The organism is Streptomyces sp. BE303, assembly GCF_036290945.1.
GTDB lineage: Bacteria > Actinomycetota > Actinomycetes > Streptomycetales > Streptomycetaceae > Kitasatospora.
Genome location: NZ_JAQYWZ010000912.1, coordinates 12,625 through 26,262, shown reverse-complemented (window position 1 = coordinate 26,262; position 13,638 = coordinate 12,625). Strand labels below are relative to the sequence as shown.

Annotated in this window: 9 protein-coding genes; all 9 read left to right on the top strand. The window is 73.1% G+C overall.

The features are described from left to right. The first annotated feature begins 173 nt into the window (after window positions 1-173). The 9 genes from gatC (at window position 174) to ilvN (ending at window position 13,635) form a co-directional block, all read left to right on the top strand. A complete protein-coding gene (gatC, locus tag PUR56_RS36920) occupies window positions 174-470 on the top strand; it encodes an Asp-tRNA(Asn)/Glu-tRNA(Gln) amidotransferase subunit GatC (protein ID WP_035845952.1) in 297 nt (98 codons plus the stop codon). A 5-nt stretch (window positions 471-475) separates the two neighbouring features. Further along, window positions 476-1,969, top strand: coding sequence for an Asp-tRNA(Asn)/Glu-tRNA(Gln) amidotransferase subunit GatA (gene gatA / locus PUR56_RS36915; protein ID WP_329952174.1), 1,494 nt, complete (start codon window positions 476-478; stop codon window positions 1,967-1,969). After that, entirely contained in the window at window positions 1,966-2,205 is a 240-nt protein-coding gene (locus PUR56_RS36910; RefSeq protein WP_329882933.1) for a hypothetical protein, read from the top strand. Before gatA ends, PUR56_RS36910 begins: the two co-directional genes overlap by 4 nt. Before the next feature lie 78 nt (window positions 2,206-2,283). Then, complete coding sequence (gene gatB, locus PUR56_RS36905) at window positions 2,284-3,792, top strand: Asp-tRNA(Asn)/Glu-tRNA(Gln) amidotransferase subunit GatB (RefSeq protein WP_329882932.1); 1,509 nt, start codon at window positions 2,284-2,286, stop codon at window positions 3,790-3,792. Between the two features lie 235 nt (window positions 3,793-4,027). Beyond that, entirely contained in the window at window positions 4,028-4,189 is a 162-nt protein-coding gene (locus PUR56_RS36900) for a hypothetical protein (RefSeq protein WP_329882931.1), read from the top strand. A 122-nt stretch (window positions 4,190-4,311) separates the two neighbouring features. Then, window positions 4,312-7,359, top strand: coding sequence for a helix-turn-helix transcriptional regulator (locus PUR56_RS36895; protein WP_329952173.1), 3,048 nt, complete (start codon window positions 4,312-4,314; stop codon window positions 7,357-7,359). 641 nt (window positions 7,360-8,000) lie between these two features. Continuing rightward, window positions 8,001-10,910, top strand: a complete 2,910-nt coding sequence (locus PUR56_RS36890) for a putative bifunctional diguanylate cyclase/phosphodiesterase (RefSeq protein WP_329952215.1) — start codon at window positions 8,001-8,003, stop codon at window positions 10,908-10,910. A 308-nt stretch (window positions 10,911-11,218) separates the two neighbouring features. Then, the gene (locus tag PUR56_RS36885; protein WP_329882929.1) at window positions 11,219-13,072 is read left to right on the top strand and encodes an acetolactate synthase large subunit; all 1,854 of its coding nucleotides are present in this window, start codon (window positions 11,219-11,221) and stop codon (window positions 13,070-13,072) included. Between the two features lie 38 nt (window positions 13,073-13,110). Then, window positions 13,111-13,635: an acetolactate synthase small subunit gene (ilvN, locus tag PUR56_RS36880; protein ID WP_329882928.1), complete on the top strand. Its 525-nt coding sequence runs from the start codon at window positions 13,111-13,113 to the stop codon at window positions 13,633-13,635. Window positions 13,636-13,638 lie beyond the last annotated feature (3 nt).

Here is a 13,638-nt window from a genome sequence, read left to right as displayed (position 1 = left end):
CCCGGGTGACCCGGGCCCGCCCTCGCTCGTTGGCCGGTGGCCGGGCCGTGCCCCATAGGATGGGGGCCACAGACCAAGAGGACGGGAGCGCCGGACAGGCCGCTCCTGCCCGGGCCCGGCGCCGCCGGAAGGCGGTACCGGGCCTCACCAGAACTCACCCTGAGGATCGCTGCATGCCTGGCATCACGCGCGAGGAGGTTGCCCACCTCGCTCGGCTGTCGCGTCTTGAGTTGCAGGCCGAAGAGCTGGACCACTTCGCCGAGCAGCTCGACGTGATCATCGGCGCGGTCGCCCGCGTTTCCGAGGTCGCCGGACAGGACGTCCCGCCGACCTCCCACCCGCTGCCGCTGACCAACGTCATGCGCGCGGACGAGGTGCGGCCGTCGCTCACCCCGGAGCAGGCGCTGGCCGGTGCCCCCGCCGCCGAGGAGCAGCGTTTCCGTGTGCCGCAGATCCTCGGGGAGGACTGACCGAGATGACCGACCTGATCCGTTACACCGCGGCCGAGACGGCGAACGCCGTCGCCACCGGCGAGGTCTCCGCCGTCGAGGTCGCCCAGGCGCACCTGGACCGCATCGACGCCGTCGACAAGAAGGTCAACGCCTTCCTGCACGTCGACACCGAGGGCGCGCTGAGCGCCGCCCGGGCCGTCGACGAGAAGCGCGCCAGGGGCGAGGAGCTGGGCCCGCTGGCCGGCGTCCCGCTGGCGCTGAAGGACGTCTTCACCACCAAGGGCGTCCCGACCACCTGCGGCTCCAAGATCCTCGAAGGCTGGATCCCGCCGTACGACGCCACTCTGACCACGCGTCTCAGGGACGCCGGCGTGGTGATCCTCGGCAAGACCAACATGGACGAGTTCGCGATGGGATCCTCCACCGAGAACTCCGCCTACGGCCCGACCGGCAACCCGTGGGACCTCTCCAAGATCCCCGGCGGCTCCGGCGGCGGTTCGGCCGCCGCGCTGGCCGCCTTCGAGGCCCCGCTGGCGATCGGCACCGACACCGGCGGCTCGATCCGCCAGCCCGGCGCCGTCACCGGCACCGTCGGCGTGAAGCCCACCTACGGCTCGGTCTCCCGCTACGGCCTGGTCGCGTTCTCGTCCTCCCTGGACCAGGGCGGCCCGTGCGCCCGCACCGTGCTGGACGCGGCGCTGCTGCACGAGGCCATCGCCGGCCACGACCCGCTGGACTCCACCTCGATCGACGCGCCGGTCCCGGCCGTGGTCGAGGCCGCCAGGCGGCGTGACGTCCGCGGCATGCGGATCGGCGTCGTGAAGGAGTTCGCCGGCGAGGGCTACCAGGCCGGCGTGATGCAGCGCTTCAACGAGTCCGTGGAGCTGCTGCGCGAGCTGGGCGCCGAGGTCGTCGAGGTCTCCTGCCCGTCGTTCACCCTGGCGCTGCCCGCGTACTACCTGATCGCGCCCAGCGAGGCCTCGTCCAACCTGGCCCGTTTCGACGCGATGCGCTACGGCCTGCGGGTCGGCGACGACGGCACCCGCTCGGCCGAGGACGTCACCGCGCTCACCCGCGAGGCCGGCTTCGGCGCCGAGGTCAAGCGCCGCATCATCCTCGGCACCTACGCGCTCTCCTCGGGCTACTACGACGCCTACTACGGCTCGGCCCAGAAGGTGCGCACGCTGATCTCGCGCGACTTCGACGCGGCCTTCGCCGGCGTGGACGTCCTGGTCTCGCCGACCACCCCGACCACCGCCTTCCCGATCGGCGAGCGCGCCGACGACCCGATGGCGATGTATCTGGCCGACCTGTGCACGATTCCGTCCAACCTGGCGGGCAATGCGGCCATGTCGCTGCCGTGCGGGCTGGCCCCGGAGGACAATCTCCCGGTCGGCCTGCAGATCATCGCACCCGCGATGGCGGACGACCGCCTGTACCGCGTGGGCGGCGCCGTGGAGGCCGCACTCAACGACAAGTGGGGGCACACCCTGCTGGAGGAGGCACCGGCACTGTGAGCAAGATCGAGAAGGCCAAGGGCTTCAAGCACTCGAAGCCAGGCATCTGGCTGTCCATCGGCACGAGCGCGTTCAGCGTGATCACCGTGGTGAAGGACGTCCGCAAGGCCCGGGGCGAGAACGACACCCTGAAGCTGGTCAACGCCCTGGTCGGTGCCGCCGCGCTGGTCACCGGCACCGCCCTGCTGGTGCGCGAGCTGCGCCGGCTGGGCGACGACGACGTCCTGCTGGGCTGACCGAGCCCGCGAGGCCCGGCCTGTACCCGCCGTACAGGCCGGGCCGGCACCTCCAAGACTTTTAGTGAAGGGGACGCTGTGAGCGTCAAGAACCTGGTCTCCTACGAGGACGCTCTCGCGTCGTACGACCCGGTGATGGGCCTTGAGGTCCACGTCGAGCTGGGCACCAAGACCAAGATGTTCTGCGGTTGCTCGACCGAGCTGGGTGCCGAGCCGAACAGCCAGGTCTGCCCGACCTGTCTGGGCCTGCCGGGCTCGCTGCCGGTGGTCAACGCGATCGGCGTGGAGTCGGCCGTCAAGATCGGCCTGGCGCTGAACTGCGAGATCGCCGAGTGGTGCCGGTTCGCGCGGAAGAACTACTTCTACCCGGACATGCCGAAGAACTTCCAGACCTCGCAGTACGACGAGCCGATCGCCTTCGACGGCTACCTCGACGTGCAGCTGGAGGACGGCTCGACCTTCCGGGTGGAGATCGAGCGCGCCCACATGGAGGAGGACACCGGCAAGTCCAGCCACGTCGGTGGCGCGACCGGCCGCATCCACGGCGCCACGCACTCGCTGCTCGACTACAACCGGGCCGGCATCCCGCTGATCGAGATCGTCACCAGGCCGATCGTCGGCGCCGGCGAGCGCGCCCCCGAGGTCGCCAAGGCGTACGTCGCCGAGCTGCGCGAGCTGATCAAGGCGCTGGGCGTCTCCGAGGCCCGGATGGACAAGGGCCAGATGCGCTGCGACGTCAACCTGTCGCTGCGCCCGAACGGCACCGAGACCTTCGGCACCCGTTCGGAGACCAAGAACGTCAACTCGCTGCGCAGCGTCGAGCGGGCCGCCCGGTTCGAGATCCAGCGGCACGCGACGGTGCTCTCCGACGGCGGCACGATCGTCCAGGAGACCCGGCACTTCCACGAGGAGGACGGCAGCACCACGGCCGGCCGGATCAAGGACAACGCCGAGGACTACCGCTACTTCCCGGAGCCGGACCTGGTCCCGATCGCGCCGTCCCGCGCGTGGGTCGAGGAGCTGCGGGGCGGTCTCCCCGAGCTGCCGCGGGTGCGCCGGGCCCGTCTCCAGGCCGAGTGGGGCCTGACCGACAAGGACATGCAGTCGGTGCTGAACGCGGGCGCCGTCGAGTCGATCCAGGAGACCATCGCCGCCGGCGCCCCGGCCGACCAGGCCCGCAAGTGGTGGATGGGCGAGCTGGCCCGCCGGGCCAACGAGACCGGCACCGAGCTGAGCGAGCAGCCGATCACCCCGGCGCAGGTCGCCCGGGTCGCCGCGCTGGTCGCCGAGGGCAAGCTGAACGACAAGCTGGCCCGCCAGGTCATCGAGGCCGTGCTGGCCGGTGAGGGCGAGCCGGACGAGGTCGTCGAGAAGCGCGGCCTGGCCGTCGTCTCGGACGACTCCGCGCTCGGTGCCGCCGTCGACCAGGCCATCGCCGAGAACGAGGCGATCGCCGCCAAGATCCGTGACGGCAAGGTCGCGGCCGTCGGCGCCCTGGTCGGCGCGGTCATGAAGGCCACCCGTGGCCAGGCCGACGCGGCCCGTGTGAAGGATCTGATTCTGGAGAAGCTGGGCGCTTCTGCCTGAGTTTCTAAGGTGTCTTAGACCTTCTAAGGTCTACTTAGACGCCTCAGGCCCGGTCTTACCCCTCATAAGGGGTAGGCCGGGCCTTTGCCGTGTCCGGGCCGGGCGCCCGGGCCCGGCACCTAAGGCCCGGACGGCCCGGAAGATCCGGCAGGCTGCCGATGCGCCCCACCCCCCTGGGAGAGGAGTGTTTACCCCAGAACGAGAGAGACACACCGAAACCCACAAGGGGAACACCGTGATCGAGTACGAGCTCATCAAGCAGCACGAGCAGGAACTCCAGGCCCTGGCCGAGCACGAGCGGCTGGTACGCCAGGCGAAGGGCGCCAAGCGCACCGGATGGCGGCCGAACGTCGCCTTCCGCTCCGTGCGCCGCGCCGTGCGTCCCGGCGAATGCTGACGGACCGGCACCAGCCCGGTGCCGCAGGGAATCCGGAGGGGGAGGCGACACGGGGGTGCGCCTCCCCTTCCGGGCGTCCGGAGGACGGGATAACCGCTCGGCCGGTGCAGGACCTCTATGGCATGCTCGCAGCCATGCAGCAGATATCGGTGAGTCCCGTCTTCGTCGGCCGCGATCCGGAGCTCACCGCCCTGACGGCCGCGCTGCGACGGGCCGGCTCGGGACAGCCGCAGGCCGTGCTGATCGGCGGCGAGGCGGGCGTCGGCAAGACCCGGCTGCTGGAGGAGTTCCTGCGACAGGCCTGCGACGACGACGTGCTGACCACCGTCGGCGGCTGCCTGGAGATCGGCGCCGAGGGCCTGCCGTACGCACCGCTGGCCACCGCGCTGCGCCGGCTCCACCGCGGCATGGGGGCCGACTTCGAGGGCGCCGCCTCGGGGATGGAGGGCCATCTCGCCCGGCTGCTGCCCGACTTCGGCGAGGCTGACGGCGAACCCAACAACGAGTACGGACGAGCCCGGCTGTTCGAGCACACCGCGAGGCTGTTCGAACGACTCGGCACGGACCGTACTCTCGTGCTCGCCGTGGAGGACCTGCACTGGTCCGACCGGTCCACCCGCGAGCTGTTCTCCTACCTGGTCCGCACCCTGCACCGGGCCCGCGTCCTGCTGGTCGCCACCTACCGCAGCGACGACCTGCACCGCCGCCACCCGCTGCGGCCCTTCCTGGCCGAACTGGAGCGGCTGCGCACCGTGCAGCGCATGGAGCTGGAGCGGTTCGGGCCGGGCGAGGTGGCCGCGCAGCTGGCCGGCATCCTCGGCACCGCCGCGCCCGACCGTCAGCTCGTCGACCGGATCCACCGCCGCTCGGAGGGCAACCCGTTCTTCGTCGAGGAGCTCGCCACCTCCGTCCGGGAGGGCTGCTCGGCCGGGCTCACCGACTCGCTGCGGGACATCCTGCTGGTCCGGGTGGAGGCCCTGGACGAGCAGACCCAGCGGGTCCTGCGGATCGCCGCCGAGGGCGGCTCCTACGTCGAACACGCCCTGCTCGCCGCCGTCCTGGACGACGAGGAGGAGCTGATCGACTCGCTGCGCGAGGCGGTGGGCGCCAACATCCTGCGCCCGGACACCGACGGCGACGGCTACCGGTTCCGGCACGCGCTGGTCCGCGAGGCCGTCTCGGACGACCTGCTGCCGGGTGAACGGCACCGGATCAACCGCCGGTTCGCCGAGGCCCTGGAGGCCGAGCCGCACCTGGTCGGCAGCGACACCCGGCCGGCCCGGCTGGCCAACTACTGGTACCACGCGCACGACCCGGCCCGGGCCCTGCCGACGGCCCTGGACGCCGCCCGGGCCGCCCGGCGGCGCAACGCCTTCGCCGAACAGCTGCGGATGCTGGAGCGGGCCCTCGAACTCTGGGACGAGGTCTCCGAGGAGGTGCTCGGCGGCACGCTGCGGCCGTACGACTGGGCCGAGACCTACCCGCCGTGCTCCTGCGACGCCGACGCCCACGACGAGAGCTGCGACCGGCTGAACCTGATCGACGTGCTGGCCGAGGCGGTCGTCGCGGCCCGCCGCACCGGCGACCGCGAGCGCGGGCTGAGCCTGGCCCGACGGGCGCTCAAGCTGGTCGACGAGGTCGAACACCCGGCCCGCGCCGCCTGGTTCCGGATCAACCGGGCCCGGATGCTCGGCCACCTGCGCCGCTCCGGCGACGAGGAGGAGATCGCGTACGCGCACCGGCTGGTCGAGCACCTGCCGGCGTCCGCCGTCCAGGCGGAGGTGTTCGCGCTCGGCGCCGGCAGCGGGATGCTCTCCAACCCCCGGCCCGAGCTGGTCGAGCTCGCCGAGCGGGCCGTCCGGATCGCCCGCCAGGTGGGCGCGCACGCCGTCGAGCAGCACGCCGTGATGACGCTCAGCGGACTGCGCAACGACCTCGACTCCGACCCGGACGCCGCGGTCGCCCAGCTCACCGCCGCGGTGGAGGCCACCCGGCGGATCGGCGCACCGGACGTCCTGCTGCGCGGCATCAACAACCTCTCCTCCATGCAGCGCGGGCTCGGCCGGGCCGAGGAGGCGGTGGCGCTGGCCCGCGAGGGCCTGGAGTCGGCGCGCGGCAACGGCCTGCAGCGCAACATCGGCGCCATCCTGACCGGCAACCTCGTCGAGGCGCTGATGGACCTCGGGCGGATCGACGAGGCCGAGCGGGTGCTCGCCGAGTGCGACCTGCTCGGCTCGACCGGCACCCACGCCGAGTTCCTGGACCGGATGCGCGGCGAACTCGCCCTGCTCCGCGGTGACCTGTCCGGCGCCGCCGCGATGCTGGCGCAGGCCAGGGCGGCCAACCGGGTCGGTCAGCTCCAGCACTCCGTCCCGATCGCGCGGCTGGCGCTGCGGATCGCGGTCGGGGCCGGCCGCCCGCTGGACGCCCGCGCCGAGCTGCTCGCCGCCCTGGACGAGGACCTCCGGTGCGGCTACCTCGCCGACCTCTACCCGCTGCTGGTCGACGGCGCCGCCGCCGAGGCGGACACCCGGGGCCTACCGGAGGCCGGCCCCGGCCGGGCCGCGGTGCTGGCCCGGATCACCGCCGTCGCCGCCGGGCTGACCCCGACCGCGCCGCTGCACCGCGGCTGGGCCCGGCTGCTGGCGGGCGAGCTGGCCCGCGCGGAAGGGGCGGACGCCCCGGCGCACTGGGCCGCCGCGATCGAGGCGCTGCGCCCGACCGGGCTGCCGTACCCGCTGGCGCTCGCGCTGCTGCGGGCCGGCGAGGCGGAGGTGCTGGCCGGCCGCCGCGAGGCTGCGGTCGAACTGCTGCGCGAGGCAAGGGAACTGTCGATCGCCCGGTCCGACGCCGGACTCGGCGCGGAGGTCTGTGCGCTGGCCGAGCGGGCCGGTCTGGCGCTCACCGTGCGCCGTCCCGCCCCGGCTCCGGCGGCCCCGATCGGCGACTCCTTCAGCCTCACCCCCCGTGAGCGGGACGTGCTCCGTCTGCTCGCGCGGGGCTGCACCAACCGGCAGATCGCCGAGGAACTGTACATCTCGCCGAAGACCGCGAGCGTGCACGTGTCCAACATCCTCGGCAAGCTCGCGGTGGCCGGTCGGGGCGAAGCGGCCGCGCTGGCGCACCGGTTGCGGCTCTTTCCGGAGGACCTGGTCCCGGCCGGCCGCTGACCGCCCGACCCCGCAGATGCCCGACCGGTACCGCCGCCTTCCGGCGGTGGCCGGTCGGGCACTGTCGTGTGCTCCCGTGCGCGCCGCGTGAGCCCCTGCCCGCGCGCCCCCGCCAACCGGCCGGTTTCGTCGGAATCGAGTGTATTTCCCCACCTCCGCGCCATTACTCTACGTTGAGTGTGCGTGTCATTGAGTGACCGAAGTGGTGTAGGGTCCCGACCGGGAACATCGGTGCGGCGGGCCGGCCTGCAGGCCGCCCACCCCCTGGGCCACCGCCCTGACGGGGCGCCAGGTCACCGCGTACGGCCACCAGGCGTGCGGCCGGTGGTCCGTGGCCGGGGCGCCAGGCCCCGGGCCGGAGGGGGAGAGGCCGAGTGAGCCCCACCGACGCGGTGCTGCCCGGAGCCGGACGGCCGGAGGTGCCGGACACCGACCTGCCCGCGACCGGGCCGCCCACCGCCGGCCGGCCGGAACGGGACCGCTTCCCCGCCGCCGACCGGCCCGCCCGCGACCGCCCGGCCGTTGACCACGCCGCCGTCGACCGCCCGGCCGCCGACCGGGCCGCCGCCGCCGCCCGCCCCGCCGTTCCGGGCGCGGCCGGCCGGTTCGGGCCGGCCCGCCGCGCGCTCCACAGCCGCAACCTGCCCGGCGCCGCCCTCGGCGTGCTCTGCCTCGCCTACGCCCTGGGTGCGGCGCTCGGCTGGGGCTCGCACCAGATCGCCGTCTTCATGGGCGACTTCGGTCTGGCCGCGGCGGCCCTCGCCGCCGCGCTCTCCTGCCTCGCGTACAGCTGCACGGTCGGTGGCCACGCCCGCCCGGCCTGGCTGCTGTTCGGCCTCTCCTCGCTCATGGTCGCCTTCGGCAACGGCACCTGGGGCTGGTACGAGCTGGTCGAGCGGACCCCGCTGCCGCCGAACTCGCTCGCCGAGTACGCCTTCCTGCTGTTCGCCCCGCTCGCCATCACCGGCGTCCTGGTGCTCGCCCAACGCCCCCGCACCGCCGCCGGCTGGCTCTGCCTGCTGCTGGACGGCTGGCTGGTGGCCGGCTCGCTGTTCACCCTCAGCTGGAGCCTCGCACTCGGCCGCACCGCCGCCGGCGAGGACGGCTCCCCGCTCCGGCTGGCCCTCAACCTGGCCTACCCCGTCCTGGACATCCTGCTGGTCTCGCTGGTCGTCGGGCTGCGCTTCGGCGGCCGGGACGGCAACCGGGCCGCCGTCCACACCGCCATGGTCGGCCTCGCCGTCACGGTGCTCTGCGACGCCCTGTTCACCTCGCCCGAGCTGCGCAGCAGCTACCACTCCGGCGAACTGCTGGACGCCGGCTGGTTCGCCGGCAGCCTGCTGCTCGCCTGGGCGCCGTGGTCCCCGCGGTGGCGCCGCCCGCTGCGCGAGCACCCGGCGCTCGGTGGACTGCCCCGGCGCCGGGTCGCCACCACCTTCAGCGCGCTCACCCCGTACGCGGCCGCCGCCGTCTGCACCGCCGGAATCCTCTACAACGCCCTCGGCGGGCGGTCGCTGGACCGGGTGGTGGCCTCGGCCGCCTGCACCGTCGGCCTGGCGCTGATCCTGCGGCAGGGCATCATGCTGCTCGACAACCTCTCACTGGCCCAGGAACTCGCCCACAAGGAGGCGCACTTCCGCTCCCTGGTGCAGGGCTCCAGCGACGTCATCATGATCGCCGGCGCCAACGGCGTGCTCTCCTACGTCTCCCCGGCCGCGCTCGGCGTCTACGGGCGCGACCCGGAGGAGCTGGTCGGCGGCAACCTGCTCGACCTGATCCACCCCGAGGACGTCGACCGGGTGCTGCTGGAGGTCCGCCGCTTCCTGGCCCGCGGCAGGCTCGCCGCCCACCGCGACCCCGGCGGCGCCGAACCGGCCGCCGCCCGGGTGGAGTGCCGGATCAGCTCCGGCGACGGCGAGTGGCTGCACGTCGAGTCGACCGTCGACCGGTACCGCGACGGTCTGATCCTCAACAGCCGGGACGTCACCGAACGCGTGATACTCCAGGCCCAGTTGCAGCACAACGCCTTCCACGACCCGCTCACCGACCTGCCCAACCGGGCGCTGTTCACCCAGCGCCTGCGCGCCGCCCTCGCCACCCGCAGCCAGCAGGACGAGGCGGGCGCCGGGGTCGCGGTGCTCTTCCTCGACCTGGACGGCTTCAAGGCCGTCAACGACACCGCCGGCCACCAGGTCGGCGACGAGCTGCTCGTCCGGGCCGCCCGCCGGCTGCAGTCCGCCGTCCGCTGCGGGGACACCGTCGCCCGGTTCGGCGGCGACGAGTTCGCCGCGCTGGTCTGCGGCCCGCTCGGCCGCCTCCAGGTCCAGGAGCTCGCCGACCGGCTGCGGACGGCGCTCTCCGAGCCGTACTGGATCGGCGGCGTCGAACTCAGCGTGGCCGCCAGCATCGGCATCGCCTTCGGCACCCCCGAACGCGGCCCGGCCGCCGACCCGCGCGCCGCCACCGACGAGCTGATGCGCAACGCCGACCTCGCGATGTACCGGGCCAAGTCCGAGGGCAAGGGCCGGGTGGTGCTCTACACCCCCGCCATGCGCGCCGACCTGGAGCGCCGCACCGAACTCGACGAACGGCTCCGGGCGGCTGTCCGGGAGGGCGGCTTCACCCTGCTCCACCAGCCGGTGGTGGACCTCGCCAACGGTGTGGTCACCGGGGTCGAGGCGCAGGCCCGCTGGCGCTCCGCCCAGGGTCTGCTGCTCACCCCCGCCGAGTTCCTGCGCTCCACCGAGCACGGCGACGCCGCGACCCGGTTCTCCCGCTGGCTGATCCGCGAGGCGGTCACCGCCGCCGCACTGCGCCGCGGCCTGCCGCTCAGGGGTCGCCCGGCGCCGCCGCCCGTCCCGGTCTCGATCCGGCTCTCCGCCGAGCGGCTCTGCGCGCCGGGCCTGTACGAGGCGGTGGTCGCGGCGCTGCGCGACAGCGGGCTGCCCGGCGGCCAGCTGGTCATCGAGGTGGCCCGGATGGGGCCGGACACCCTGGCGGACGAGCTCGGCCGCCGGCTCGGAGCCCTGCGGATGCTCGGCGTCTCCACCGCGCTGGCCGGCTTCGGGGCCGGCAACGGCTCGCTCGGCGCGCTCGCCCGGCTGCCGTTCGACGGCCTCAAGCTGGACCGCACGCTCGTCCAGGACCTGGGGGAGTCCCCGCTCAGCCGGACCCTCGCCGGGCACGCCCTGCGGCTCGGCCGCGACCTCGGGCTGGTCACCGCCGCCGAGGGCGTCGACCTGCCCCGCCAGATGGCCGTGCTGCAGGAACTGGGCTGCCGGCAGGGCCAGGGTTCGGCCTTCGCCCCGCCGCTGGACGAGACCCGGCTGAGACGCGCGCTGGCCCGCCGTTCCTACCCGCTGCCGAGACCGGTCGGCGCCCTCGCGGCGCGGCGGGCCTTCCTCGCCGCGGACGCCCGTACGAGTGGCGGCGGCGAGGGTGCGCCGGGACGTGTCGCACCTCACCACGGTGGCCCCGACCTGCCCGAACACCGAGCCGCCGCAGGTCCGGGAGCGGGTCCGCATGGCGAGACTGTCGTCCCACCTGCTTGACAGTCGACCCTTGACGGGAGGAAGGTCGTTGCCATGCGCACCCGAATTCTCGTACTTGGCGGGCGCGTCGGCTGAGCGGGCCTCGCCCCGTTCGTGACAGACCGACGCGCCACCCCTCGCATGCCCTTGGCACGAGGGGTTTTTTGTTGCACTGACGCTGTTCCACCACCGCAAGACCCCTGGCCCCGAGCCCCTCGAATTGGGACGATTGGGGCAGAGCCGGCGATCGGCCCGCAAGCGGGACCCCACCCTCGACCTACCGGGGCCCGGAACCACCGGGCCGGCAAGAACCGAGAAGAGACAGGCAGATGACTGAGCACGCCGCATCCCCCCGCCGCGGGGACACCCCGGCCGCCCACGCTCCCGCTCCCCAGCACGTCGTCGAGACCATGACCGGCGCCCAGTCGCTCATCCGCTCGCTGGAGGCCGTGGGCGCGGACACCGTCTTCGGTATCCCGGGCGGGGCCATCCTTCCCGCGTACGACCCGCTGATGGACTCCGTCAAGGTGCGCCACATCCTGGTCCGCCACGAGCAGGGTGCCGGCCACGCCGCGACCGGCTACGCGCAGGCCACCGGCCGGGTCGGGGTCTGCATGGCCACCTCCGGCCCGGGCGCCACCAACCTGGTGACCCCGATCGCCGACGCCTACATGGACTCGGTGCCGATCGTCGCGATCACCGGCCAGGTCGCCTCCAAGGCGATCGGCACGGACGCCTTCCAGGAGGCGGACATCTGCGGCATCACGATGCCGATCACCAAGCACAACTACCTGGTCACCGACCCGGCCGAGATCCCCCGGGTGATCGCCGAGGCGTTCCACATCGCCGCCACCGGCCGCCCCGGCCCGGTCCTGGTCGACATCGCCAAGGACGCCCTGCAGGCCACCACGACCTACCGCTGGCCGGTCGAGACGTCGCTGCCCGGCTACCGTCCGGTGACCAAGCCGCACGCCAAGCAGATCCGCGAGGCCGCGAGGCTGCTGGTCTCCGCCAAGCGCCCGGTCCTCTACGTCGGCGGCGGCGTCATCAAGGCCGGTGCCACGGCCGAACTGCGCATCCTGGCCGAGCTGACCGGCGCCCCCGTGGTCACCACCCTGATGGCGCTCGGCGCCTTCCCGGACAGCCACCCGCAGCACCTGGGCATGCCCGGCATGCACGGCTCCGTCCCGGCGGTCACCGCACTGCAGAAGTCCGACCTGCTCTTCACCCTCGGCGCCCGCTTCGACGACCGGGTCACCGGCAAGCTGGACGGCTTCGCGCCGCACGCCAAGGTCGTCCACGCCGACATCGACCCGGCCGAGATCGGCAAGAACCGCCCCGCCGACGTGCCGATCGTCGGCGACGCCCGCGAGGTGCTGGCCGACCTGATCGTCGCCGTGCAGGCCGAGTTCGACGCCGGCCACAAGGGCGACTACGCGGACTGGTGGGAGAAGCTCGACGCCTGGAAGAAGACCTACCCGCTGGGCCACGAGCCCGCCCCGGGCGGCCAGCTCTCCCCGCAGCAGGTCATCGAGCGGATCGGCCGGCTGGTCGGCCCGGACGCGATCTACGCGGCGGGCGTCGGCCAGCACCAGATGTGGAGCTCGCAGTTCATCCGGTTCGAGAAGCCGGGGACCTGGCTGAACTCCGGCGGCGCCGGGACGATGGGCTACGCGGTGCCGGCCGCGATGGGCGCCAAGGCGGGCCGCCCGGAGACCGCGGTCTGGGCGATCGACGGCGACGGCTGTTTCCAGATGACCAACCAGGAACTGGCCACCTGCGCCCTGAACGACATCCCGATCAAGGTCGCGGTCATCAACAACGGCTCGCTGGGCATGGTCCGCCAGTGGCAGACCCTGTTCTACAACCAGCGCTACTCCAACACCGTGCTGCACTCCGGGCCGGAGCACGACGGCATCGAGCCGCCGGCCCAGGGCACCCGGATCCCCGACTTCGTCCTGCTCTCCGAGGCGATGGGCTGTGTCGGTCTGCGCTGCGAGCGCCCGGAGGACCTGGACGCGGTGATCAAGCAGGCGATGGAGATCAACGACCGCCCGGTGGTCATCGACTTCATCGTCCACCAGGACGCCATGGTCTGGCCGATGGTCGCGGCCGGCACCAGCAACGACGAGATCCTGTTCGCCCGGGGCGTCCGCCCCGACTTCGGCGACGACCTCGACTGAAGCCCCCACCTCCAGAACGACCTAGGGAACAGAGACCCATGTCCAAGCACACCCTCTCCGTCCTGGTCGAGAACAAGCCCGGCGTGCTCGCCCGCATCGCCTCGCTGTTCTCCCGTCGGGGCTTCAACATCGACTCCCTCGCCGTCGGCCCCACCGAGCACCCGGACGTCTCCCGGATGACGATCGTGGTCAACGTCGAGGACCTCCCGCTGGAGCAGGTCACCAAGCAGCTCAACAAGCTCGTCAACGTGATAAAGATCGTCGAACTCGACCAGTCCGCTGCGATCCAGCGGGAACTGGTCCTGGTGAAGGTCCGCGCCGACAGTGAGACCCGGTCGCAGATCGTCGAGATCGTCCAGCTGTTCCGCGCCAAGACGGTCGACGTGTCCCCGGACGCGGTGACCATCGAGGCCACCGGCAGTTCGGACAAGCTGGAGGCCATGCTCCGGATGCTGGAGCCGTACGGCGTCAAGGAGCTCGTCCAGTCCGGTCTGGTCGCCATCGGCCGCGGCGCCCGTTCGATCACGGACCGCTCGCTGCGCGCCCTCGACCGCAGCGCGTAGCGC